We start from the raw sequence: 24840 nt of genomic DNA, 5'->3' as shown, positions 1-24840 counted from the left end.
TTTTATTCTGCTTGGGCCTGCGCCACTGTTTGATGAATTTGCGCAACAAGTTCTGGTTCTAGCTCAAGGCGTGCGGCCAACATATTCATATAAGCCTGCTCGGCCGCGGTATCTACCTCAATGGCCATTAATGAGGCTAAGTAAAGCTCTACGGCCTGCTCTTTATTGGCCGCTGAAGCAACTAAGCTATCAATATCCAAAGGCTTGTTAAGCTGATCGAGCACAAAAGCCTTGGCCTCAGTGTCTAAACCCAACTCTTCAATTTTTCCGAAAATCGCCTGATGCTCAGCGCCGTCAATTTGCCCATCGGCCTTTGCGGCTGCGATCATGGCACTGATTAGCATGGCTGAGAAATCTTGCTGGCCTTGGCTATTATCCGGTAATGCAAACGCCGAGTTCTGGGGCACAGCAGGTACTTCCTGTTGATCAACCACTTCAAGCGCATCATTACGATAGTTTGCCGTGTTACCCGCCTGGTTGGCAGTTGTCTGGCCAGGAGTCGCTTGGCTGTGAGCACCTTGGCTAGGAGTCGCCTGCCCTGGCGCCTGCTTTTGAGACTGGTAGTTGTTATAAGCTTTGTAGGCCAAGCCGGCGACTAAAGCCATACCGCCGTATTTCGCCGCTTTTTTGGCCATCTTGCGGCCTTTTTTAGAGCCTAACAAATAGCCCGCAAGGCCACCGGCTGCTGCACCGCCAGCAAAACCACCACCGCTATTACCGAGCATTTGTTTGCCCTGTTGCAGTAAATCGCCCTTGCCCGATGAGGAATGCGAACCCCCTGCCCCTAGCAGTTGGTTCATAATTTTTGCGGCATCAAACATATTGGCTCCAAGTCTATAGTTCACAAAGAATATAGCATTGCGCTTAAGCCAAGCTCAAGCACGATGCCATACCCTTTATTAGACGAGGCTAAAACTGATAACGCACTTTCACCCAAGTTTGGCGGCCTGGCTCATTGACCCTAACCGCATCAGGGTTGAAGGGATCCGAGTTGGCGCTGTTGACGTGGTAGGCGTAAGTTTTATCACTGAGGTTTTCGATACCGGCCTCTAGCAATAAGGCCTCAGTAATATTCCAATGGCCATATACATGCAAAACACCAAATCCGGCACTTTCTTCGTTCACATCAACATCTGGATCAAAATGGGTTTGCCGAGAAGCCACTAACCACTCAGCCCCCACAGCCCAATCAGCCGCTTGATAATCGACATTGATACGTGCTTCAAGCGGCGCTATTTGTGCCAGGTCGCCGTTATCGCCTTCGCCACGAGTATAGGAAACGCCAGCGCGTGCACTGAAGGCACTGCTAAACTGCCACTTGGCATCCAGCTCTGTGCCATAGATTTCAGCATCGATATTGCGATACAAAGTGGCATTATCCTGTTTGAACTGCTCGATATAATCACTGACATCGTTATAGAAAGCGGTGGCACTCCATTCCAATTTACCACTGGATTGTTGCAGGCCGAGATCAAGCTGATGGTGAGTTTCCGCGTCGATATCTGGGTTGCCTACCCAAAAACGGCCCATTGCTGAACGCGCTATCCATTGCTCGGTTACGTCTGGGCGACGTACGGAGCGACTTAGATTGGCATTAAAACGGCGACCTTCAGCCAACTCGACATCCCAGCCCAATACAGCGCTGATTGCAGTATCGTCTTTGCGTTCAGGGCTTGCTTGATAGTAGTTTGCGTATAGGCGGCTCGGAGTTGTCGCTCCTATCATTCCGCCCATCATTCCAGTGCTGACATTGGCTGTTTGCGCACTGCTCTGGTAATCATCCACCCGCAATCCCAAACGCAGGCTTGAATGATCATTAAGCTGATAATCTAATTCACTGAATACACCCCACTGGCGCTGTTCAACATCGGGCCACATACGTGCCACCAACATATCCAAGCTACCGTTTTTGCCAGCATCCATGTATAGAGTCGCGAGTCTATCGTTCGCTTGATAGTCAACACCCACTCGCCACTGACTGTTTTCAGATTCGATAGTACTTAAAAAGCGCCCACCCCATGTATCTGAAGCCGAAGGTGCCGCCATCCCATTTGGCATCATATTGCGATTGCGTACGCTATAGTTATCCATCAGGTGTTCGACATCACTGCGATAAATATTGGCTTCCATGCTATCGATAAAGCCGAGTGCAGCGTCATGGGTCCATTTAATGGCGGTGCTGCGAGAATCGGCAAATACCGCATCCATACCATTACCCGCGTACCAAACATCCCCTTCACGACTATCTTCGTGGCTAATTTCGATAACATCGCTGGCGGTAATATCCCACGCCGCCACTAAACCCCAACTATCGGAATCAAAAGCTGATGCCACAGTTTGACCGCTGCCATCTTCATAGTTTTCTGAGCGCTTTCGGGCTGCAAAAACACGAACATAGCCTTGATCGCCGCCCGCCGCCAGATCGATACCTTGGTGTTGCAGCTCTGAATTGCTGGTGTAACCGGCCTTTACATGACCTTGAATGGCACCATCAAGGAATTCTGGGCGCAGATGCTCAAACAATAAAGTGCCACCGCTGCCACCACTGCCATGAATCACAGAACGATGCCCTTTAATGACCTGCACCGAATCAAAACTATCCACCCCCACATAAGTACTCGGTGGATCCATGCGCCCAGGGCATGCGCCGTAGTTGAAAGCACCATTACTAATGATGTTTAAATTCGCTTGGCTTTGACCACGAATAATAGGCTCAAAACCTCGACCACCTCGGCGAAGAGCTGTCATACCGGTAACCGATCGCAAAAGCTCTCCAGCGTCATGGGTGGGGCGAGTAACTGGCGCCTCGCTTAATAGTGTTTCGCTGTCGACCTTTTGGAGCTTCTCAGCCGTCACCTCAATCAATTCAATAGCCATATCGTGATTACTTTGCGTACCAGCAGCATGGCCTGTAACACTAAGTGCCGCGATAGCCATCGCCAAGCTACATGGCATAAAGCAGGATCTGGCTTTTATTTTTGATGATGACAGCATAAACCTTCCTTAAATTTGTTAACGAGATCTACCCCATAGAGTCCCGCGAAATTGATAGAAGGATTATAAAAAGCCTGTTACTGATTAGGGATGTGTCAAATTGTCGCGCTTTCTTACGCAGCCCTTTATTTCCTGCAGCTTATGAGCATTAGCAAAGGCTTAAACGCGATAGAGTTGATTAAAATCAAATTACTTAAAGCGGTTTTCAGATGCCCTCTCAAGGCTATTTTTCCGCAAGGTTTCAAGCGCGCCAGCAATACCTGTTGAAAAAGATCCATATAGGGATCTCAATAGAGCGTCGTGATACAACGCTTGCCCGATTAAATGCAATATCGTACTTTTAATGAACTAATCGATTAATCGATACATGTTGTTACCGTGAACTACGACTGAATTTTAAGTCATCTGAAATTCTATTAAAGTGAGTAATTATGATTACCGTACATCATCTTGAAAATTCTCAATCGATTAGAATTTTATGGCTGCTCGAAGAGCTAGGCGTAGACTATCATCTTGAACACTACAAAAGAGTGGGACCGCAGACTTTAGCCCCGGACGAATATCGTAAACTCCACACCATTGGCACCTCGCCTACCATAAGTGATGGAGATGTTGTATTGCCAGAGACAGGGGCAATTATGGATTACATTCTCGATAAGCATCCTTGTGGCAAACTGCGACCAGAGACCGATAGCCCACAGCGAACACGTTATTTATATTGGATGCACGCCAGTCAAGCCAGCTTTATGCCCCTGCTGCTAGAGGCGCTGATATTTAAGCGTATGGAATCTAAAGCTCCGTTTATCATCCGTCCGATCATCTCTCTCGTAGTTAACAAGGTGCGGGAAAACTATCTATGGCAACGCTACAATCGTCATATGGACTTTATGGAAGCCGAGCTAAGTCGCTCAACCTGGCTTTCTGGCGAAGAGCTCACCGCAGCAGATATTGTTATGGGCTATTGCTTGCAAGTTGCCGAGGTTCGAACGGGAATTGATGAAAAATACAGTCATATTCATGGATTTCTAAAACGCATGCGCGAGCGCCCGGCCTATAAGCGGGCTATGGAAAAAAATGGCCCTTTTAATCCACTAGCAGAATGATTTTAATGTGGGTAATTGAGCCTATACACCTGAAGGCTGCTTTTTTAGGGCTTTTTGGAGATTTGAAGCTCCTTCACTCCATACCACCGAAGCCCTCTTGGTCGGTGATAGAAGACCCAGAGCCTATAGCAAGTACGTCTCGCCGCCCCCAAATAGCAATTAATCGCATTTAGCTTGTAAAATCAACGGCAACTCTTCAATATTGCTAGTTTTATTTAGCCAAATAATCTTAGCTTGCCCTAAGTTCACATAAAACAACTACCGCTGGCTAGCCACAGTCGTACAGCTAATAACAAGCATGTCACACTGTGTTGTATAAAATTGCGACCGCCCGATAAGACCTTAAAAAATCGCCTATGCGGATATTCCACATCATAGGTGTTTATGTATTTTGAAGACTAAGCAGCTAACCACTGCCTTGTGCGCACCGCCTAACAAATCTGCATGTTTTAACATGCTCGAGTGGTGCCTAACCTATTTATGAGGACTCTATGTCACTTCTTTCTTTTAAGAGCAAGGCTGTTGCTAAAAGCCTACTTGCATTGTGTTTGAGCTTGCCAATAACTCTCATGGCCAATGATGTAGAGCTGGTATACCCGCAAACTGATGAAGCTAGTGATGCATTGCCAATAAGTGCCTCGGTCGAAGCATTGCAATATTCCAACTTAGCAACACAACAAGCCGGTTTACTGTCCGAGCTTTATGTCGAAGTGGGTGATTCTGTCCAAGCTGGCGACATCTTACTCAAGCTCGACGACCAGCTTGCTAAGTTAGAAGTCGATCAAGCCAAAGCCAGCTTAAAGGCTGCGCAGGTGGCCAAGGATGAAGCTGAGCGTTTGCACAAGGAACTGAAAGCGCTAGCCAGTAAAAAATTCGTCGCAGCAACTCAAATTAGTGAACGCCGTGCGCAACTGGCACAAAGCCAAGCTGAATTGAGCAAACAAAAAGCCGCCCTAGCTATCAAACAAGAAGAGCTACGACGTCACAGCTTAAAAGCACCTTTTAACGGCGTCATTGCACAACGACAAACAAATATCGGCGAGTGGGTAAATCAGCAAAGTACCGTGTTGAGCCTAGTTCAGCAGGACGCATTACGCCTGCGCTTAGCAATCCCACAGGAGTACTTCACGCAAGTTACACTGGGCGCCCCAGTGGAAATCCATTCCGACCACGGCAAGGCTTCTGTATTCAAAGCCAACATCGATCGCATCGTGCCAATTTCAAATCAACAGTCCCGTACTTTTGAAGCCTTTGTCACCATTCCAACTTCGGCCGGCTTGACTGTAGGTATGTCAGCCACAGTGAATATCGCGCTCACAGAACAAGAAGACCTACGTCTGTGGTTCCCAAAGAGTGCCATCAAGCAGCATCCAGATGGAGGGGCTAGCGTATTCGCGGTGCAAAATAATCGAGCGAAGCGTTACATCGTAAAAGTCGTTGAGCGTGAAGGTGATCGCATTGCCGTTAGTGGTGCTCCAGCTAGCACGGCCTATGTCAGAAGCGGTGTGGAGCTACTCCGAGATGGCGATAGCCTAGATTCAAAGCTTTCTGCACCCAGCAAGGAGCCCCAACAATGATCGCTGCCGCTGCTAATCGCGGGCTTTTAGTCGCGGTTATTGTTCTGATCAGCACTATCTTAGGAATAGTCGCTGCGCTCAAAATTCCTGTGCAAATGATTCCTGATCTTGAGGTTCGCAGCATTACTGTGCAGACCGGCTGGCCTGGGGCGACCCCACAAGACGTCGAGAAAGAGATTCTTATAGAGCAAGAACGCTACCTTAGAAGCCTGCCCAATCTGCAACGTATGGTTTCCTTCGCGGAGCTCGGGCGAGCTAGAATTGAATTAGAATTCCCATTCGGCACCAATGTTAACGACGCTCTAATTCGAGTGAACAATGCACTAAGCCAAGTACCTTCGTACCCTGAGAATGTCGATCAACCCCGCCTGTTTTCCAGCTCCTTTTCCAGTAACGCCTTTATGTTCTTCTTATTGCAGCCGCTGGAAGGCAACCCCTTAGAGCTGGATGTAGATTTACTGCGAGATTTTACCGAGGATTTTATCCGTCCGCGGATGGAATCTGTTAGCGGCGTATCCGAGGTTGGTGTTTTTGGTGGGGCAAGCCGTCAAATTCAAATCAAAGTGGATGCACAGCGTCTCGCTCAACGAGGTATAAGCCTTGCTGAGGTTCGCAATGCTATTCGTGATCGTAACCGTGATGCTTCTGCGGGTGATATTGAAAGCGGCAAGAGCCGTTATCTGCTACGTGTCGTTGGTCGATTTGAACAGATCAAGGAACTAAAACAACTCATCGTAAAACGTGAAGGCAATGCCAATATTTTGCTGCAGGATATTGCCGATATCGAGTTGGATCACTTTGAAGCTCGAGCACTTTCTTTTGCTGATGGCGAGCGTACCTTACGACTTTCTGTAAGACGTGAAAGTGGCTCTAATGTGCTTGCCATCAAAGAGCAAATGCTGCCACTGATAGACGAGCTTAATGAACAACTATTAGCACAAAACGGTTTACAGTTACGTCTATTAAGCGATGATGTTAAATACGTTAAAAGCTCACTGGAAAACGTCTGGTTTAACTTAGGCCTCGGTGCTTTGTTGGCCACCTTGGTCATGTACTACTTCTTGAGATCGGGCCGAGCGACTTTGGTGGGAGTATTTGGTATTCCACTATGCACCATTGCGGCCTTTATCGGTTTGCTTGCCTTTTCTAGGACCATAAACGTTATCTCTCTTGCTGGGGTTGCCTTTGCCATCGGCATGACGGTAGATAATACTATCGTAGTTCTTGAGTCCATCGTGCAGGCCAAGCAAAAAGGCCGCAATAAAATGGAAGCTGTGGTCAAAGGTGTGCAAGATGTTTGGCCTGCTGTCTTAGCCTCTACCGCGACTACAGTTATGGTATTTGCACCGATTTTATTTGTTATCGAAGAAGCCGGCCAGCTCTACTCTGATATCGCTATTGCGATCGCGGCGGCCATTATCGCCTCTATGCTAGTCGCAATTTTTGTAGTGCCCGTTGCGCTAGCCCAGCTGCGCAGCCGAAGTGATTTAAAGCCTAATCGTAACTACAAGTTATCGCCACGTTGGTTAGGCATGGTCAACTTTGTGACGCAAAGTAAAAACAGAGCGCGCACTATGGCGGCCGCGATTGCGGGCAGTATATTAATCTTGGCCTATGCGCTAATGCCCGCGGCCGAATACTTGCCCGAAGGCGAAGAGCCCAAAGCCTTCTCCATGATGATTGCCCCACCGGATTACAATCTAACCCAAATGGAAAATATCGCCCGTGAATTACGAGAGCACTTTGCCCATTACATTAAGCAAGATGCTGAGGCTTACCAGCCAGAAGCTGACAGTATGCCACCTATGGAATACTACAGTATGACGGTATCCGCTGGACGCATTTGGTTCTTAAGCGCCCCGAAAGACCCAGCTTTGATTGGCTCCATGATGGATGGCATCACTAGCAAGTTTAAAAGCTACGAGGGCATGCGGGCCTTTTCCTCTCGCGGCTCGATTATTTCCAGTAATGACGGCGGCACTCGAGCAGTGGCGGTCGACATTGCTGGCAATAATACCGTGGAGTTGTACAAGGCCGCCGAAGCCGTTTACCAACAGGCGCAGCTGGTGTTTGATGATCCCCAATTAAACTCCGAGCCCCGCTCATTGAGCTTAGATCAACCTTTGATTGAGATAAAACCGCGCTGGAATCGTCTGGCCGAATTAGGTATTCGCAACCAAGACTTTAATTACGCGGTTGCTGCATTAAGTGACGGTGCCTATGTGGATGAGTTTATTCTTAATGATGACAAAGTGGATATCTTCTTGTTTAGTGGCGCCGGTACTGAGCAAAACTTGGAGCAGCTGGCAGCCACTCCAATGGTAAGCCCAAGCGGGAATATTCTTCCACTTAGCGCACTGGCTGACCTTATTGAAAGTAAAAACAGTAATTCCGTACGCCGCGTAGATGGCAACCGCACAGTAACCGTATACATTATTCCACCGCGTGAAGTTGCCCTGGAAACCGCTGAAGCATTGGTACGTGAAGAATTGATTACAAGCCTCTGGAAGGAAGGCAAAATTGCTCAGGGTATCAAGCTCAGTATCAGCGGTGCAGCTGATCAGCTCGAAGCAACTCGCACCTCGCTTTCCAGTAATTTTGCGATTGCTTTGGTATTAATCTACCTACTGCTGGTAGCGATCTTTAGTCATTGGCAAATGCCGCTGTTTATCCTAGCTACCGTGCCACTCGGAATGGCTGGAGGCCTGCTAGGTTTAATCGGCGCTAATGCACTTGGCAGCCTCAGCAGCGCAATTGGTTTGGCCGGCTTCCACCAGCCCTTCGATATGATCACCATGCTGGGCTTTCTGATTCTACTCGGTACAGTAGTCAATAACCCAATTTTGATTGTTGACCAAACCCGCCGCTTTATGGAGCAGGGTATTGCGGTTCAAGAAGCGGTGCGTGAAGCTGTGAAAAAGCGCTTAAAACCTATCTTGATGTCTACAGCCACAACCTTGTTTGGCTTGGCACCACTGGTGTTAATTCCAGGCGAAGGTACAGAATTGTACCGAGGTGTGGGGATCATTGTACTGTGTGGCATCTTGGCTTCCACAGTTTTGAGTCTGAGCTTTTTGCCTGCGCTGCTGATGGCAGTAATGCCAGAGAGCAAAGCCAAACCTATAACAGAGTTAGCTGAATAACATAAGTCCATAAAAAACGGGATTTGCTTTCGCAAATCCCGCTTCGCTAGTTGCCGCTTTGCCGAGCGGCTTTTCTCATGAACCCCGCCTTTTTTCATTAGCGGGTTTTGTGAAATCGGGTTTCCCCGTCGATGCAGTTTAACGGCTTTCTTTGTCATATCCTCTCCATTTCAATTCCTTTTTTTGGCCTAGCCTTTAACGCATGAACTTGCTTTAATACATACAATACATCCACCAAATCCTTTTGGTTTTCCATCACCGTATCAATGTCTTTATAGGCCCCAGGTATCTCATCGATCACACCTTTATCTTTACGGCACTCCACACCTTGAGTTTGCTGCAAAAGATCTTCGCGTTTAAAACGACGTCGCGCTTCTGTGCGACTCATCTTGCGACCTGCACCGTGAGCGCAAGAACAAAATGATTCCTCTTGCCCTTTACCACGGACAATATAAGAACGTGCCCCCATGCTACCCGGGGTGATGCCCAGTTCGCCTTCGCCTGCACGAATAGCGCCTTTACGAGTAACATAGACATCCTCACCATAGTGGTTTTCTAGGCTAACGTAGTTATGGTGGCAATTGATGGCTTTGGCCTCCAGGCTAAAGTCAGGTAACAGCGGTTTAATCGCACGAACCACAAGATTAAACATTTCCTCACGATTGATTCGGGCATATTCTTGAGCCCAAGCCACCGCTTCCCAATAATCAGCAAAGTGTTCACTGCCCTCTACAAAATAGGCAAGATCTTTGTCCGGCATATTTTGCCAGTTGCGTTGCATGTCTTTTTTAGCCAGCTGGATAAAGTAACGACCGATAGCATTACCAACGCCCCGACTACCAGAGTGCAGCATTATCCAAACATCATCACTTTCATCGACACATAGCTCAATAAAATGGTTGCCACTACCCAACGTCCCCAATTGCTTTACCCAGGTTTGCTGTGGCTGGCGAAACATCTTTAATAGCACCGGATGCTTTTCAAAAAGACGTAAAATGCCAGGCTCCAACACCTTACAGGCCGAAGTGCGAGCAGAGATCATCTTGTGGGCCGCAGCACCTACCGGCACCGCCCGCTCTATCCTACTGCGCATTTCCTTTAAGCTATCTGGCAGCTGCGACGCTTTAAGGCTTAGCTTTGCTGCCACCATGCCACAACCAATATCCACACCAACGGCGGCCGGAATAATGGCCGATTTAGTGGGAATAACCGAGCCAACAGTGGCGCCAATCCCCATATGCACATCTGGCATCGCTGCGATATGAGAATGAATAAAAGGCAGCTGCGACAAGTTTTTTAGTTGGCTAAGCGCACCTTGTTCGACATCTCGAGTATAAATTTTTACTGGCTTATATCCATTTTGAGCGCCAGCATTTAATTCCATTTTTACAGGCATAATAGTTCCCTACCTCTTTTTTTGAGGCATAAATTTTTGTTTCCTTCCATAGGAGCCAATAAAAAAGCCCCGATTGTTTCCAACCGGGGCTTTTAAAAGAAAGATCCGCATTGGAAGGCATTAATAACCTTCCAAGCATAAGCACTCAAAAGATTATCTTTGTTTATTAAGTTGTAGTGTTCCTTGTTTCATTTGAGTGCTCCTCAATAATTTTGTGATTGAATTTCAGGCGGCAATAATAGTAACAAATAATTTAATGTCAACTATTTTTTAATTAATCTCTCGCGGCAGACTGTTTTCTCTCTGAGTAACGATCAACTAGGTAATCTTTTTGCTCACGACTTAAATAGGTAAACTTAACAAGCTCTTCCATCACGTCGACAATTCTGTCGTAGAAAGCAGAAGGTTTCATACGATTGTCTGCGTCAAACTCTTGCCAGACTTTAGCAACAGAAGATTGATTTGGAATGGTGATCATACGCATCCACCTGCCCAAAACCCGCAATTGGTTGACCACATTAAAAGATTGGGAGCCACCTTCTACTTGCATAACCGCAAGGGTCTTGCCCTGGGTAGGGCGCACTGCGCCTATTTTTAATGGCACCCAATCTATTTGGTTTTTAAATACAGCACTCATAGAACCATGACGTTCAGGTGAACACCAAACCTGCCCTTCTGACCATTCCATTAACGAAAGCAACTCTTTAACTTTAGGGTGCGATGCATCGACAGTATCAGCTAAAGGGAGATCTTCAGGGTTAAATATTTTTGTTTCGGCGCCCAGAGACTCTAATATCCGAGCACTCTCTTCCACCACCATTCGACTGAAAGACCTTTCTCTCAAGGAGCCATACAACAAAAGTATTTTCGGCTTTTCTGCCAAATTATCTGTGCTTGGCGTCTTAAACGCCTGCTTTTGGATATTTTCTAGATCTCGCACTATAACCCCTCAAATACGACTTTATACATATATGATTTACCATATATCAAATACTCTAATCTGCTCAAGTAATATTTTGTTAAGTGCTATAGATTTTCCCAAGAGCCCCTAAGAAACCAAGCCGATATTCCCTGCCATTGTTGTGCTAATAGCTGGATATCATTCGCCGAATAACGAAACCAAGAACCGTTCGCCAGGCCTCGTCGACCTCTGCAGACCAATGCTCATCAAATTCTGCCGCGCTAAGTACCAACGAATCGAGCCATAAGTTATAGAGCTCTGGTTTTATATTGAGATGATGACGATCATGGGTTTCTGAGCGCAGCTTTAGTTCAGCCAAGGCCTCTGGGTCGCCATCAATGGCAAGTGCTGAAAGCTGCAAGGATCGCAGTAACATTCTGTTTTGTTTTTCGAAGCTAGTATAACGAAAGCGTCGCTCTATATCTGGTGAAGCCGAGATAAATCGACGATAGAAAGATGGAATAAATTCGTCTTGCGCGGAGCAGCGCTCTAAGCTGGCCAAAAAGCGAGATTTTGGAGTATCATCGTAGCTCGCATCCACCATAAGCGGCACCTTCCTCCTAGAATGCTATGTACATAGCTATACCCATAAAGTTAGCCCGAAAACGGCGTTTGTCAACGTCATAAAAGCTAATCAGTCGCCACTTAAGCAGGGGATCTTAGCGCTTGAACGATTGAGCACATGTAGCTTTCCACCCTTTGGTGAATCTAGGTTTTAACGCAAAATAAAAGGTATTTTTATTCATAAACCGCTAGAATGTACCATTTCTTCAAACAATAGGTACCGAATGAAAATAACTCCCAAGCTGCGGCAAAGCTGGATGCAGTGGCATGCCTATATCGGCTGTTTTTTCTTGCCATTTATTGTGTTGTTTTCTATCACCGGCACTCTCTACCTTCTAGACGTTAAAGGCAGCAACAGCGAAGAATTGCGTTTTTCCATTGCTGGCGACGCATGGCCTGAAGATCAGGCAGCCGCGCAGACTTTTGTAGTGCAGCAATTACATGAAAAAGATTCCACCATCGAGATCACAAGCCTGCCCGATAATTACTTTAGCAGTGCCAGTCGCCATAGTTGGTTTGGCTATCATTACAGCACCGCGCTAAGCAAAAGCAATACACCCAATGAGCCATTTACTATCGAGTTTAATCGTCACGGCCTTTGGAAGAAGATTCTGTATATCCACTTTGGCCTAGCCGGCCCTGTCTTTAAAATCTTGGGGATTATCTTTGGTCTATGTCTACTATTTAGTGCCATCAGTGGCTTGCTTTTATTACTGTCTAGCCCACGTTATAAAGCTATGGCATTCGCTGGAATTGCCTCTAGTAGCTTAATTCTATTTTTAACCTACCTGATTAGCTGAAAATACAGCCGCATTCCTCGTTTTAAATTATTTATATGGCGCCAATTAAAATGTCATTGGCGCCGGAAAGAAAGCCCTTCTCAACGCTAGCCGTTACTATTTAGCCTTAGCAGTTTAGCTTTTATCCGTTTATTTAGTCGAAAGAAGGCAAGCCAATGAACGTAAATACATTGCCCACTGGCAGGCGCGCACTCGTTTCAGAGTTTGCTGAAGATCCCGTAAAAGCGGTGAATGAGCGTATAACGCTCGAAGACCAGGCAGTTCCCGATACCCGTAATTTACAAGCACAGGATATTATTGTGCAGGTAAAGAGCGCTGCGGTGGGCTGGGTAGATCTTTTAATGACCAGCGGCCTATATCAACACACCCCGCCACCACCCTATAGCCCTGGCCTTGAGTACAGCGGCATTGTGGTATGGACCGGGGCAGAGGTTGACCCAAAGCAAGCAGCCGTTGGCGATAGAGTTTTAGTTGATGGTTTTCAGGCGGGCCCACGCTCAGCGGGCAATTACCAACAATATGGCGGCTTTGCTTCTTACGCTGTTGCACCTGCAAAGGCCGCCCATAAAATCCCAGCCGACTTTGGTTTTGCACAAGCCTGTAATCTTCTTGGCAGTTATGAAACCGCCTATCACTGCCTAGTGACACGCGGCCAACTGCAGGCCGGTGAGACTGTGCTAATTCATGGTGCTTCGGGCGCAACAGGTATGGCTGCAGTGCATATTGCCAAGCTACTGGGTGCTAATGTAATTGCTACTGGCCGCTCGGACACCAAGCTTAAAGTCGTTCAAGAGCAAGGCGCCGATCACATTATCAACTGCAAAGACCCAAATAACCCTAAGGGAGTTACCCGCTTTCGCGATGAAGTTAAGGCGCTTACTAACGGCAAGGGTGTAGATGTCGTCTATGATGGTGTTGGCGGTGCTATATCATTGGAGAGCATGCGTTGTGTTAAGTTTAATGCGCGCTTTTTGGTGGTCGGCTGGGCCGCTACACCCTTTGTCGCAAAAGGTGAAAAAGGCGAGAGCAATGCCAATATGTTGCCCACCAATTTGATCATGATGAAAAGCTTGCAGGTATTGGGCTGTCCGACTGTTATCTCAACACAGTTTGATCCTAGTAGCCGAGCTCCCCGTTTCAATCAGATTATGCAGTGGGTGAACGAGGGGAAAATTAAGCCCTTTATTTCACACCAGTTTAGCTTAGATGAAGTGCGTGAAGCATTGCTGGCTAAGTGGAATGGTGATGTTATTGGCGGCTGCGCCATAAATCTCCCTGAGTTATAAATAATTTAGCACTCCAGTAGGCCAACCTCTGGAGTGCTATTCTATCCCCTGGCCCTCTTGCACGAAAATGCAAGGCCCTACCCAGCCTGGCCTGATAAACGTATATTGTGGCCACCCAAAATATACCTTTCGATTCCCAGTCTATCTATAATCAAAGAAAAAAGGGCTCGATATGAACATCAACACTCTGTTTTTACGCTGCTTCACTTTTCTTTTAATGGCTCTAACGACTGTAGCTTTCGCTTCCACAACATCGCCTCCTGTCTTAAAAAAATCAAAGCTACAAAGCACTTCTTTATTCCCTGTAAAACCTTCCGTGCATCCTAATCTTATAGAACGCGGGAAAAAAGCTGAACAACCACAGCTCATTAAGATTAACGATCGCATCCATCAAGCTTTTGCTTATGATTTCTCCAATATATTTTTTATTGAAGGCGATGATGGCATTATTGTAATTGATTCTGGCTGGTCGGCTGCTGCAGCTCAACGCGTTTTGGAAGATTATCGTCAAATCAGTCAAAAGCCGATCGTTGCTCTAATCTATACCCACGGCCACGGTGATCATCTTGGTGGCGCTAAGATATTTGTTAATGAACAAGCAGATACCCCCGTGGATATTTATGCCGCTGGTAGCTGGCAAGCCCAGCAAAAGCATTTTAATACTGCGTTATCGGCTCATGTTACTATGCGGGCTGCCGCACAGTTGGGCGCATTATTGCCCGACGGCGAACACGGCCGCGTTAATATTGGCGTGGGCAAAATGCAAATCAAAGATGTTCACATTGAATTTGTGCCGCCCACTAAAGAAATTCAGCAGGCTGCACTGATTAATATTGCCGGTGTGCCCATAGAACTTACGCCCATCCCATCAGAAACTATCGACCAACTGTTTATTTGGTTACCCGAAGATAAAGTGATGCATGCAGCCGATGTGGCGGCCAGCACCCTCCCCATTCTATCAACACCACGAAATGAACCCGATCGCTCACCACTGGGGTTTATTGATGCCATGGAATTTATGATGAGCAAGCCTATAGAGCATTTAGTTGCTGGGCATTCACTACCGATTGCTGGTAATAGCCAGGCGATGGACGCCCTTTTGGTGCAGCGTGATGCCGCCCAATTTATATATGATCAAACGATTCGCGCACTGAATATGAATTTAGGGCCAAGGGAGGCGGCTGAGTTTGTAAAACTTCCAAAGCATCTTAGCGAGCACCCCTTGCTAAGCGAAAGCTATCATCGTGTAGCCTGGATAGTCCGCGGCTTGTATTCTCGCTATGGAGGCTGGTTTAGCGGTGACTCAGTGGACCTCAATCCTTTAGAAAAAGCTGAAGAAGCCAAGCGAATTATCCAGCTAGCCGGCGGCAGTAATAAGCTCTTAGACAAGGCCAATAAAGCATTTAAAGACAAAGACTATCAATGGTCTGCACAGCTCGCTAATTATCTATTGCTGACAGAGCGCCACGTCCAAACAGCTAAAGCGCTAAAGGTTGCATCGTTAAAAGCTATGGCCTACAACTCTGCAAGTGGAAATCAACGTCACTATATGCTGAGTGATGCTATGGCATTACAACTGGGCATTGGTTCTGAGCAAGTGCGCAACCGACCACGCAGCACCGCTCCACTTAAGCCTTTAGCAGCAAAAGAGTTACTAAGGCTAATGGGGCCACAGCTAAACCCAGCCTTAAGCCTCGATAAAGATATCACCGTTGCAATGAATATAAGCAACGCAGACAAGAGCGTCGGCAAACACTTTATAACTGTTCGCCATGGCATTTTTCAACACAGTGATCGAAGTGTGAAAGGCAGCGATGTCACAGTGACCATTGATCGAGCTACCCTAGAGAGACTGCTAGCCTTACAAAGCAGTTGGTCAAAAGAGATGGCAACTGGCAAGGTGCATATCACAGGTAACCCTGAGGCGTTCAAAGACTTCTTGGCCTCTTTTGATTTCTCGACAGGATAAGCCCTACAATAAGCCCCATGGCTGAAATAAAAACACAATGTTATGCGCACTTTTTACGTCCTTTAATTAGGGTGTTGAAGGCGCACAATCTTGATTCTAGCTCTATGCTTGCAGCGGCCGATTTAAATTGCTCAGTACTGCAAGACCCCTACCAAATTATCACCCACCAGCAGTTGGCGATTTGTTTCAGCCATGCAGCTGCCTTGGAGGTGCCCAAAGAGCTTGCGTTTGACGTTGGGCAAGCCATTGGCCTTGCTGACAAAAGTGCTCTTGGCCATGCCCAGCTTGCATCAAAAACACTGCGGCACATCATGGCATTAGGCCAAAAATATATGCCTATGTTTATGCCACTTTTGCAGTGGGATATGCTTGTAAAAGCAAAATCGCTATCGCTTAAATACAAAGCCCAGATTCCAGAGTCACTTAAAAAAAGTCTTTCAAAGGAAGGAGCTGAAAGGCTTGAGCGCTTTTTAATTGATATGATGCTCAGCATGCATTTGCATCAAGCCGCGAGATTGGACGAAAACTTACAAGCAGATTTATTACAACTACCAGCCGCTAAGGACAATGAATTAGCTATACATGATCGAATTTTTAAAGGCGAGATTGTTTACGGTGGCCGGCAATTTATTATTCGCTTTCCGATGAGTGCTTTTGACGTCACCCTGCCTAATTACGATCAACGCATGGTGGATAATTTAGAGCAACAGTGCATCAAACTAAAATCGGCCCTGCAAAAAGAGCCCTGCATTGCCGAACAAGTAACTCTTGCCTTCAAGGCTCGTCCCGGGCACTTTCCCAGCCTTGAACAGCTTGCTGAAAAGCTTGGGCTCAGCACGAGAACATTACGCCGCCGCTTAAACGAGAAAAACAGCAACTATCAAAGCCTATTACAAGAGGCCAAGCAGGATATTGCGAGCGACTATTTACGATCTTCGGAATTGCCCATAAGTGAAATAGCCGAGCTTTGCGGTTTTAGTGAAACCCGCAATTTTGTCAGCATGTTTAAGCGCTGGAAAAATTGCACCCCCAGCGAATATCGCCTGCAGGGCAAAAGCATACTTTAAACAGAGCCTAATACTGGAGGCCAATCTTTATTTTTTGAAATTACCCCAAGGGTCTGGCTTGCCGCCTCGGCTACTAGGCTTGCTTTTTTTCTCAGCTCGCCCCCAGCTCCCGCTATCACCGCTATTATTTCTGCGATCGCTTCTATCATTACTACGCTCACCGCCACTATTTCCCCAAGGTGAATTGGATCGAGCTCGTTGATTGTCGCTTCTAGAGCTGCGGCGCTGGGCATCCCACTCGGCCGCCTTTCTCGCTTTAGTTTCTCTACGCTCTTCGGCATCTTCAATACTTAGCTCGGCCGGCTCGCCAGGGACATCGCCATCAGGAACAATTCTATCGCGCGGTGGCAACTCAAATTGATCCGCCGAAGCACGTGGCAAGCTTTTATATTGGTACATATAAAATGCTTCGACTTTTTCTCTGGCCCACTGAGTTTTCTTGAGGAACTTAACGGCCGATTCAAGGCTGGGGTTATTCTTAAAACAATTGATATTCAAATAGGCATAGAGGATTTCGAAACCATAGTGATCGACAATTTCCGTTAGCATTTGCTTAAGGCCAACCCCGTTTAATGGGTTGTTCTTATAGTTAATCTCGTCGTTCACAGTAAGCTCCGAATGGTATGGGGGCCGCGATTATACACAAATGTAAGCCCTTAACAGTGGCTAATTGCCAGAGCCTTACTGGGGAATGCTCCAGCTGGACTCCAAAAACTCAATAAACGCTTTAATCTTAGGCGAATTGCGCTGGTGCTTTGAATAGACCGCGTAGACACCGCTGTTAAAGTTACTGGGGGTTACTTCATAGCCCTCTAATACCGGCCGTAAACTCCCAGCCTCCAGGGCTTCATTCACACCCCAGGTTGGCTGAATAATGATTCCACCACCATCGATGGCGCATTGATATAGCATCTTAGCATTATTACTGCGAAGCCAACTGTGTTCAGCATTAATGCGAATCTGCTCGTCACCTTTGCGCAACAGCCATGCAGCAGAGCGATTTGGGAAGGCATAGGTCATCAGCTGGTGCTGTTCGAGATCTTCAGGCTTTTCAATTTCCTGGTGCTGAGCAAGATATTCTGGGCTGGCCGCCAATACAAAGGTATGCGCTCCCAAAGGCCTTGCGATCAACTCTGAATCGTTCAATATGCTTAAGCGAATTACCACATCAAAGCCATCGGCCAAGATGTCCACCAAGCTATCATTGGCAATTAACTCTAGTTGAATATCAGGGAAGCGCTGATGAAAGTGGCTAAGTGCTGGCCCTATATGGCTATCACTGAACCACCAAGGCACGCTGACCCGCAAACGCCCCGAGGGCTGCCCTGCATGGCTTGGCAGGCTGCTGCAGGCCGCATCCAGCTGGGGTAATAGATCACGCACACGGACAAACAGCTCCGCGCCCGCATCTGTGGTGCGTACCACACGCGTGCTGCGTACCAGCAAGGTTTCGCCTAACTGCTGTTCCAATTGACTTACCTGACGCGAGATAGAGGAGTTGGCACAAGACAAGTGCTCGGCGGCGGCGCTAAAACTGCCCTGCTCGACAACAGCTATAAAGGCTCTCAATGCGTTTAGATCATGCATTAGTCACATTCTCTCTGCTCAAATCAATCTTGATTATTGCATATACGGAATAATAATTTCCACATTCACCCATTATCGAAAATATAGCCTTCCCATAGAATGGCCGCCATTCCACTCATACAACACAGGACGGATCTTATGAAACATGAAACTGTATTATTGATTAATGGTGCCCAAAGCCAAGGTGTTGCCGAAGGCCAGCTAAACAAAACCCTATTTGATCAAGCGATTGAGCTGCTGTCGCCACACTTTAATATTCTTAGCACCCAAGTAAGCCAAGGCTATGATATTCGCCAAGAGCAGGAGAAGTTTGCTCAAGCGGATATTGTGATTTTTCAGTACCCGGTGTTTTGGTTTAGCCTGCCTAGTGACTTCAAACGTTATTTAGATGAAGTTTATGAAATGGGTGTCTTCTTTGGTGGTAGCGAACGTTACGGCGAAGGCGGCCTGATGCAAGGCAGGCGCTATATGCTATCCACTACTTGGAATGCCCCAAGGATTGCCTTCTCTAAACCCGATGAGTTTTTTGAAGGGCAAAGCACTGACGAGGTATTGGTAGGTATGCACAAGGCCCAGCAATATGTTGGTATGAAGCCACTGCCTAGTTTTACAGCCCATGATGTTGTGGGTAAACCAGAGCCCGAATACATCCAACAGCAATGGCAGCAACATTTAACAAATGCCCTGCTGAGCGATAAAGAAGAATCCCTAGTCAACGCCTAAACACAACGCCAAAAACATCACGGCTCCGACAGCGGGGTCAGAACCCATGGGTTCTGACTCCAGATCGAAGCCGGGATGCTGAAGAACTCCCTTAACCACATAGAAACCCACAAGCCCAACCAAACCACCTCATTTAACTGCCCGCTTGATAATCAAACCCGCAACATCCTAAAACCCAGCAACTCCCCAAACACCACGGCTCCGACAACGGGGTCAGAACCCATGGGTTCTGACCCCAAATCGAAGCCGGGATGCTGAAGAACTCCCTTAACCACTTAGAAACCCACAAGCCCAAACCAAACCACCTCATTTAACTGCCCGCTTGATAATCAAACCCACAGCATCCTAAAACCCAGCAGCTCCCCCCAAACATCACGGCTCCGACAGCGGGGTCAGAACCCATGGGTTCTGACCCCTAACACCTGCCCCCCAACACCACAGCATAGAAGTTGCACACAAGCGTCAACTTCCCTCGTCTAACAAATCGAACAAACGAAAACTATGAATACATTATGGGGGGCCATATGCAGCCGAAGTTTTGGAGTCAACTTTCTTTATTTGCCGTCACTTTTATCGCTATCTTGATGCTACGTGAATTCAGCACTCATCTATTGCTGCAAAACGGTATTCACGATTATCAAATTCATACTGCAGTGAGTATTGTCGCCAACATCCTATTAGTCCTGATCTCTATTGTATTAATCAATCAAAACGGATTGCGCGATATTGCTGGCCTTGGCAAGGTAAAGACAGAAAAATGGTATTTGCTCCTGTTCCCACTTATTTACCTTGTCGGTTTAAATCTTTTGATCAGCGATGATCCAAGCAGCGAAGTAACAGCAGTAGCTATCGGAATATTTTTAATATACTGCCTATCGATAGGTTTTGCTGAGGAGCTCACCATCCGCGGATTTTTACAGTCTTTTTTAATTAAACACTTTGGAAATACAAAGAGAGGGATACTCAGCGCGGTAATTTTGGCTTCTTTATTTTTTGGCTTAGTGCATCTCATTAAATTCGATAGCGGCTTATATGGTGAAATAGCTCAATTAGCCTTTGCGAGTTTTATCGGATTAATGTTCGGTATCGTATTGGTATTAACCAAACGTATCTACCCGCTCATTATCATCCACGCGATTATCGATCTATTTGCAGATTTGGATGAAGTGGGTATGCCAATCAAAGAGAAGGTGGCTGAAGCCGGCTCGCTAGAAAACGCGCTGCTAATAATCTTGCTGACCTCGCCATGTTTAATTTATGCCCTAGTCCTTATGGTGCGCTACAAACAAGAAAAGCAACTTGAAAACAGCTCAGCTGCACAAGTAGGTTAATACAAAAACAGTGGCTTGCTGCCTGGCAAGCCACTACATCTTAGCCTTCTACTCACCAAACTTCCTCAATAGATTCTTAGCATACTGCACAGCATCACTTTCTAGCTTACTAAGGGAGCTACTCCCATCCTTGGATGAGCCCTTAAGCAGAGACTGAGCAAATTCAATAGCTTCACGCTCAATCTCAAGTAAAAGCGGTGAATCGCTGCTTTCTGTAGCCGCCTTCTGGGCTTTAGGCTTTGCTTGTAACATATCTTGTTCCTCCTGCAAGGTACTAATCGATGTTTCAAACACGGCCGCTAAGCACTTAAGAGATTCCAAACCCGCCTTATGACCAGCCTCAATTCGCTGAATAGTACGCGTACTTAAACCAGCATGCTGGGCAAGCTCTTCTTGAGACCAGGCCATTTGTAGACGACGTTGCTTCACACTCATAATTTTAACCTTAACGACAATGAGCCCTATTTATTGCAAATATTTCCACCCAACAACACGACACTGTCGCGACACCCTCATATAAGTACGCGACACGGGCAAAAATTTGATTGAATTTTAATCTATTCTGACAAAAATAAATGAGTAATTAAACAAGGCGAATGATTATGGGGGGAATTAAGCACTAATCAGCCACAGTGCTTAAAATACCATAGCGCGATAGAATCTCAGCTTGTGTGCCATCTTCATACATGGAATCAAGAGATTTAGAAAGTTCTGCCTGCAGCTTAGGCTTATTTAGCAATGGCGATTTTATTGAAATACCAAGAAAGTAATCTCGATTCTCAGTCGGTGCGCCTGGTATGGTACTAATCTCTACACCAAGCTGTTTTGCATAGTGAAGGGCAATATCATAATACATATAAATTACATCTACCCGCCCCCTTTTAAGCATTTGAACCAGCTGCTCATGTCTCGCAACACGGCGAAGCTCAGCTTTACCGATATCAACCGCTGGTTGTACCTCAGGAGGCAAAGTAACGATTCTCAAAGTGGCAATTCGCTTACCCGATAGGTCCTTCCACGATTGATAAGAATGTCGCACGTTGGCCAGGGTAATTAAGCGATATGATGATTGGCGAATGGGGCGATCGAGATAAATAGAATCATTCTTAAATTTACCTGTCGCAAAACTTAAAACGGTATCCACCTCGCCATCAACAAAAGCCTTAAATGACCGAGCTATCGGCATTTGGGTAATATCTAATTGATATTGAGGGGTACGCCTAAAAATTTCCTTAACTAGCTCGATATCCGGCCCTTTCAGCTCACCGTTTATATGCTGCTGTAAGGGTGGATACTCTACATCAAACTGAGCAAAACTCACCACTTCCGCCTGTGTAAAGGCAGAGCCAAGTAATAGAATGACCAGCAGAATCCGTCTACTCATAACTATGTCAATTTCTGTGCACTCTCAACATCAGGGCCACAAACCGGCCCTACCCCTGAAGCAACATACTTTTTTAGAATAGACTATATACCCAGATTCACTTCCCTAAACTGTTTTAGGCTTCTAAATTTAAGCTTCCCATTGCTCTTTTAGCCCTATATCAGCGCCTATAGAGCTGATAATGGCTACATCAAGCATAGGCACGCAGCTTAAGTTTAATACTGCTCACTTATTGGCTAGCAAGGTCATCAGTTCCTTGCGATAAAAGAACAAACAAATAGCCAAGAATAACAAAGCCGCTAACAGCCATATCAGCCTTTCCGGGTGATGGCTGTCACCTTCGCGATTTAAGACACGTATATCATTCTGTAAAAACAGCGACACAGCGTCCTCCATTTCATGCTTGAGCGCGTACCCCAAAGGAGATAGCCCTTCGCTGTCGAAGACATGAGGATCAGCACCGGCCTTTATCAGTGCTTTTAGCTGATCCAATAACTTCTGGCTTTCATATGTCTTGCCATTAAAAACTAGGAAGTACAATGGCCCTTCTTGATAGATTTCACGACTGGGGTTCGCACCATAGGACAAAAACTCCTGTGCTGCGCTTGGGTAGCCAAACAATAAAGCAAGCTGGTAAAAGTTATCAATGCTGCCTTTCTCGAACCGATCTAAGCGCCCCGCTTCCAGAAAACCAATAGCCGTGTTGGCCATCATATCGTGCAGAGGTAGGGGAAGTTTCTGTTTGGCTAAATTTTGAATTGCCGCTTCCCCCAAAGACATTGGGTAGTTGCGCCATGTTTCGGGCTTGTCGCTGCTTCCACCCAAGCGGTAAACCTCTTGGGCAAGCTCTGGCTTAAAGCGGACAGCGCTATCCAAAGGGCGAGCCCCGCTCGCATCTAAATGATTAACATCGACCAATTTGACCAAATGCTCAATAATGGAAGGGCCCTCGCTTGGCGAAAAAAAAGGGTTTTCACTCTTTAAAAAGGCATGCAAGATATTGTCACCGTCATCTCGAATGTGCCTAGGATTGGCACCCGCAGCAATCAGGGCATTCATGGATTTAATAGCAAAATGCCGTTTTACATAAAAGTAACTACCGGGATAGTTAAAGTTCTCCATTTGCCAAAACAGCGGGGTTTGACCATTCTTATCCTGCAAATTGGGGTCGCCCCCCCATTTCAATAGGGTCTTTACTTCTTTGTCTGTGCAATACTGAGCCGCCATATGTAATGCACTTTGCCCCGTATTCAAGACTTGGGCCTGATTTGGATCCGCACCTTTTGCCAAATACTCCTCTAGCTTTTCAGCATCACAGTTTTTGCGCAAGTGAACATAGAACCAAAGTGACTCAGAAAGCTCTTCTCTCTTCTTCCGACTTACTTGTGGTCTTTTGCAGTTAACCGCCGCTGAGAATTCAGGCATTTCCTGGGACTGGCTGCCGCCGGGCATAACTTTCTTCATCAAATCATCGATGGCACGGTCGCACTCAGGAGTTAAAACACGCTTATCTAAGCCATAGTGGTCATAGACCTCATCGCGAAACTTTTTACGAAGACGATCATCAACTTCAGTTTTATCTAAAGCATCGTTTATAGCTTTGTTTACAGCCTTGTCCACCGACTTAATAGTAACCCCTGCTGAACTCTCCCCAGCTACGCATAAAATAAGCAGAACACAACAACTCTTAATTAGCTGCTTCACTATAAAACTCCTAGTACATCAATGGCCATATTAGTGGCCCCAAGTGTACTAAGTTGTGTATTTAGAATTGTTCAATCTACGCCAAAGCGTTAGCGATTTTCAGCCAGGAAAGCAGCACCGGATAAATAAAGTACAGACCATAAAAAATGGGGCGCAAAAGCCGCCTTCAAATGGGCGAAGGGTAACAGTCACGCCGCAAGCTTACTGTGGTGTCTGCGAAACTCCCCCGGGCGCATACCAAATTGCTTTTTAAAAGCTTGACTAAAAGCGGCCTCTGATCGATAGCCAATGCTTTCAGCCACTTGGATCAATGAGGTATCACTTTCAAGCAATAGCCTACTAGCCCGTTCAAGCCGTACAAAAATAATATATTGTAGCGGAGACATAGTGGTCAGCTCGGTAAAGCTGCTGGAAAAGGACGAGCGAGACATATTCACCAGTTGGCCGAGATTTTCAACGGTCCAATCATGGGCTGGGTTTTCATGTATCGCCGCTAGCACACGGTTCATACGCGCATCGGCAAAGGCCGATAAAAAGGGGATCTTTTCTTCAGTATTATTCAATGTGGCCCGAATAACCTGAATCAACATAATTTCCGAAAGCCGATCAATAATGGCATGGGCCCCGGGCTCTAGCTTGGTAGCTTCATGGGAGATAAAGCCAATAGCACTGTCTAACCACTGGCTGTTATAGCTTTGATTTCCTGGGATATGGAGAGCTTGGGGAAGATTTTCCAATAAAGGGTGTTGCCCCAAATCACTAAACCTAAATTCGCCACAAACTAAGCAACAACCCGGGCCATCACCGCCGTAGACCAAGGGCCCGTTACCCACGTAGTCGACTTCATTTAAAACGTCTTCTAGTGGCCTTATCGCAGTGGTTTTCGCGTCTGCCAGCTGATGCGAGGCTCCATGCGGCACAACTGCAAGATCTCCGTTAGAAAGGTGTATGCCCTGCTCTTGCCCCGCCACCTTGAGCCAGCACTGCCCACGAATAACCACGTGAAAACGTGCAACATTATCTTTAGCGGGTACTTCTACTCCCCAAGGGGAACTTAATTCAGTGCGAAAATACAAGCTACTAGAAAGCCTAAGGGTATTCAAAATATCGGTTAATGCATCCATAACAAACTCCGTTACTGTTACTAACGCCCAGCCCCTTCCCACTGAACACCTTGTTTTCAAAACTAGCATAGGGCCATAGCGAGATCACGAAACTATCCAAATTGTCGTACGATTCAGTGTTAATTTT

At 46.5% G+C, this 24840-nt stretch carries 20 protein-coding genes; 9 read left to right on the top strand and 11 right to left on the bottom strand.

The window, feature by feature from the left end:
* Nucleotides 1-2 precede the first annotated feature (2 nt).
* Both Q1A41_RS03340 and Q1A41_RS03335 read right to left on the bottom strand, forming a co-directional pair.
* Nucleotides 3-821: a tellurite resistance TerB family protein gene (locus Q1A41_RS03340; protein WP_299974682.1), complete on the bottom strand. Its 819-nt coding sequence runs from the start codon at nt 819-821 to the stop codon at nt 3-5.
* Between the two features lie 88 nt (nt 822-909).
* Nucleotides 910-2994, bottom strand: coding sequence for a TonB-dependent copper receptor (locus Q1A41_RS03335; protein ID WP_299974679.1), 2085 nt, complete (start codon nt 2992-2994; stop codon nt 910-912).
* A gap of 431 nt (nt 2995-3425) precedes the next feature.
* Here Q1A41_RS03335 and Q1A41_RS03330 point away from each other — a divergent pair, with 431 nt between their 5' ends.
* From Q1A41_RS03330 to Q1A41_RS03320, 3 genes are all read left to right on the top strand, one after another.
* A complete protein-coding gene (locus tag Q1A41_RS03330; RefSeq protein WP_299974676.1) occupies nt 3426-4097 on the top strand; it encodes a glutathione S-transferase in 672 nt (223 codons plus the stop codon).
* Nucleotides 4098-4588: 491 nt separating this feature from the next.
* Nucleotides 4589-5674: an efflux RND transporter periplasmic adaptor subunit gene (locus Q1A41_RS03325; RefSeq protein ID WP_299974673.1), complete on the top strand. Its 1086-nt coding sequence runs from the start codon at nt 4589-4591 to the stop codon at nt 5672-5674.
* Complete coding sequence (locus Q1A41_RS03320; protein ID WP_299974670.1) at nt 5671-8817, top strand: efflux RND transporter permease subunit; 3147 nt, start codon at nt 5671-5673, stop codon at nt 8815-8817. Before Q1A41_RS03325 ends, Q1A41_RS03320 begins: the two co-directional genes overlap by 4 nt.
* A gap of 154 nt (nt 8818-8971) precedes the next feature.
* Here Q1A41_RS03320 and Q1A41_RS03315 read toward each other — a convergent pair whose 3' ends face one another.
* The 3 genes from Q1A41_RS03315 to Q1A41_RS03305 form a co-directional block, all read right to left on the bottom strand.
* Nucleotides 8972-10213, bottom strand: coding sequence for an RtcB family protein (locus tag Q1A41_RS03315; RefSeq protein WP_299974668.1), 1242 nt, complete (start codon nt 10211-10213; stop codon nt 8972-8974).
* A gap of 274 nt (nt 10214-10487) precedes the next feature.
* Nucleotides 10488-11135, bottom strand: coding sequence for an arsenical resistance protein ArsH (gene arsH, locus Q1A41_RS03310; protein WP_299976153.1), 648 nt, complete (start codon nt 11133-11135; stop codon nt 10488-10490).
* 163 nt (nt 11136-11298) lie between these two features.
* The gene (locus Q1A41_RS03305; RefSeq protein WP_299974665.1) at nt 11299-11718 is read right to left on the bottom strand and encodes a globin domain-containing protein; all 420 of its coding nucleotides are present in this window, start codon (nt 11716-11718) and stop codon (nt 11299-11301) included.
* A gap of 181 nt (nt 11719-11899) precedes the next feature.
* On the opposite strand from Q1A41_RS03305, the gene Q1A41_RS03300 reads away from it, so the two are divergent.
* The 4 genes from Q1A41_RS03300 to Q1A41_RS03285 all read left to right on the top strand — a co-directional run bounded on the left by Q1A41_RS03300 (nt 11900) and on the right by Q1A41_RS03285 (nt 16860).
* On the top strand, nt 11900-12538 hold the full coding sequence (locus Q1A41_RS03300) for a PepSY-associated TM helix domain-containing protein (protein WP_363322343.1): 639 nt from the start codon (nt 11900-11902) through the stop codon (nt 12536-12538).
* 155 nt (nt 12539-12693) lie between these two features.
* A complete protein-coding gene (locus tag Q1A41_RS03295; RefSeq protein WP_299974662.1) occupies nt 12694-13824 on the top strand; it encodes an NADPH:quinone oxidoreductase family protein in 1131 nt (376 codons plus the stop codon).
* Between the two features lie 172 nt (nt 13825-13996).
* Entirely contained in the window at nt 13997-15793 is a 1797-nt protein-coding gene (locus Q1A41_RS03290) for an alkyl sulfatase dimerization domain-containing protein (RefSeq protein ID WP_299974659.1), read from the top strand.
* A 17-nt stretch (nt 15794-15810) separates the two neighbouring features.
* Nucleotides 15811-16860, top strand: coding sequence for an AraC family transcriptional regulator (locus Q1A41_RS03285; protein WP_299974656.1), 1050 nt, complete (start codon nt 15811-15813; stop codon nt 16858-16860).
* A 27-nt stretch (nt 16861-16887) separates the two neighbouring features.
* Here the strand turns inward: Q1A41_RS03285 and Q1A41_RS03280 are convergent, their stop codons facing one another.
* Both Q1A41_RS03280 and Q1A41_RS03275 read right to left on the bottom strand, forming a co-directional pair.
* Complete coding sequence (locus Q1A41_RS03280; RefSeq protein ID WP_299974653.1) at nt 16888-17466, bottom strand: VF530 family DNA-binding protein; 579 nt, start codon at nt 17464-17466, stop codon at nt 16888-16890.
* Between the two features lie 75 nt (nt 17467-17541).
* On the bottom strand, nt 17542-18447 hold the full coding sequence (locus Q1A41_RS03275) for a LysR family transcriptional regulator (RefSeq protein ID WP_299974651.1): 906 nt from the start codon (nt 18445-18447) through the stop codon (nt 17542-17544).
* Nucleotides 18448-18585: 138 nt separating this feature from the next.
* On the opposite strand from Q1A41_RS03275, the gene Q1A41_RS03270 reads away from it, so the two are divergent.
* On the top strand, nt 18586-19170 hold the full coding sequence (locus Q1A41_RS03270) for an NAD(P)H-dependent oxidoreductase (RefSeq protein WP_299974649.1): 585 nt from the start codon (nt 18586-18588) through the stop codon (nt 19168-19170).
* Nucleotides 19171-19694: 524 nt separating this feature from the next.
* Nucleotides 19695-20501, top strand: a complete 807-nt coding sequence (locus Q1A41_RS03265) for a CPBP family intramembrane glutamic endopeptidase (RefSeq protein WP_299974647.1) — start codon at nt 19695-19697, stop codon at nt 20499-20501.
* 48 nt (nt 20502-20549) lie between these two features.
* Here Q1A41_RS03265 and Q1A41_RS03260 read toward each other — a convergent pair whose 3' ends face one another.
* From Q1A41_RS03260 to Q1A41_RS03245, 4 genes are all read right to left on the bottom strand, one after another.
* Nucleotides 20550-20936 carry a helix-turn-helix transcriptional regulator gene (locus Q1A41_RS03260; protein ID WP_299974645.1) on the bottom strand — a complete coding sequence of 129 codons (387 nt, stop codon included), beginning with the start codon at nt 20934-20936 and terminating at the stop codon, nt 20550-20552.
* Between the two features lie 184 nt (nt 20937-21120).
* Nucleotides 21121-21885: a transporter substrate-binding domain-containing protein gene (locus tag Q1A41_RS03255; RefSeq protein ID WP_299974643.1), complete on the bottom strand. Its 765-nt coding sequence runs from the start codon at nt 21883-21885 to the stop codon at nt 21121-21123.
* Nucleotides 21886-22110: 225 nt separating this feature from the next.
* Nucleotides 22111-23589, bottom strand: coding sequence for an ankyrin repeat domain-containing protein (locus tag Q1A41_RS03250; RefSeq protein WP_299974641.1), 1479 nt, complete (start codon nt 23587-23589; stop codon nt 22111-22113).
* A 188-nt stretch (nt 23590-23777) separates the two neighbouring features.
* Nucleotides 23778-24713, bottom strand: a complete 936-nt coding sequence (locus tag Q1A41_RS03245; protein WP_299974639.1) for an AraC family transcriptional regulator — start codon at nt 24711-24713, stop codon at nt 23778-23780.
* Nucleotides 24714-24840: the final 127 nt, after the last annotated feature.

This window comes from uncultured Pseudoteredinibacter sp. (assembly GCF_947502065.1).
Taxonomy (GTDB): domain Bacteria; phylum Pseudomonadota; class Gammaproteobacteria; order Pseudomonadales; family Cellvibrionaceae; genus Pseudoteredinibacter.
This window is presented reverse-complemented; position numbering and strand designations above follow the sequence as displayed.

Excerpts from the sequence above, each read along its gene's own strand:
- Q1A41_RS03305 (WP_299974665.1), bottom strand. The coding sequence starts at position 11,718 with ATGGTGGATGCGAGCTACGATGATACTCCAAAATCTCGCTTTTTGGCC.
- Q1A41_RS03245 (WP_299974639.1), bottom strand. The coding sequence starts at position 24,713 with ATGGATGCATTAACCGATATTTTGAATACCCTTAGGCTTTCTAGTAGC.
- Q1A41_RS03320 (WP_299974670.1), top strand. The coding sequence starts at position 5,671 with ATGATCGCTGCCGCTGCTAATCGCGGGCTTTTAGTCGCGGTTATTGTT.
- Q1A41_RS03330 (WP_299974676.1), top strand. The coding sequence starts at position 3,426 with ATGATTACCGTACATCATCTTGAAAATTCTCAATCGATTAGAATTTTA.
- Q1A41_RS03315 (WP_299974668.1), bottom strand. The coding sequence starts at position 10,213 with ATGCCTGTAAAAATGGAATTAAATGCTGGCGCTCAAAATGGATATAAG.
- Q1A41_RS03335 (WP_299974679.1), bottom strand. The coding sequence starts at position 2,994 with ATGCTGTCATCATCAAAAATAAAAGCCAGATCCTGCTTTATGCCATGT.
- Q1A41_RS03275 (WP_299974651.1), bottom strand. The coding sequence starts at position 18,447 with ATGCATGATCTAAACGCATTGAGAGCCTTTATAGCTGTTGTCGAGCAG.
- Q1A41_RS03265 (WP_299974647.1), top strand. The coding sequence starts at position 19,695 with ATGCAGCCGAAGTTTTGGAGTCAACTTTCTTTATTTGCCGTCACTTTT.
- Q1A41_RS03295 (WP_299974662.1), top strand. The coding sequence starts at position 12,694 with ATGAACGTAAATACATTGCCCACTGGCAGGCGCGCACTCGTTTCAGAG.
- Q1A41_RS03270 (WP_299974649.1), top strand. The coding sequence starts at position 18,586 with ATGAAACATGAAACTGTATTATTGATTAATGGTGCCCAAAGCCAAGGT.
- Q1A41_RS03255 (WP_299974643.1), bottom strand. The coding sequence starts at position 21,885 with ATGAGTAGACGGATTCTGCTGGTCATTCTATTACTTGGCTCTGCCTTT.
- Q1A41_RS03285 (WP_299974656.1), top strand. The coding sequence starts at position 15,811 with ATGGCTGAAATAAAAACACAATGTTATGCGCACTTTTTACGTCCTTTA.
- Q1A41_RS03290 (WP_299974659.1), top strand. The coding sequence starts at position 13,997 with ATGAACATCAACACTCTGTTTTTACGCTGCTTCACTTTTCTTTTAATG.
- Q1A41_RS03260 (WP_299974645.1), bottom strand. The coding sequence starts at position 20,936 with ATGAGTGTGAAGCAACGTCGTCTACAAATGGCCTGGTCTCAAGAAGAG.
- Q1A41_RS03325 (WP_299974673.1), top strand. The coding sequence starts at position 4,589 with ATGTCACTTCTTTCTTTTAAGAGCAAGGCTGTTGCTAAAAGCCTACTT.
- Q1A41_RS03340 (WP_299974682.1), bottom strand. The coding sequence starts at position 821 with ATGTTTGATGCCGCAAAAATTATGAACCAACTGCTAGGGGCAGGGGGT.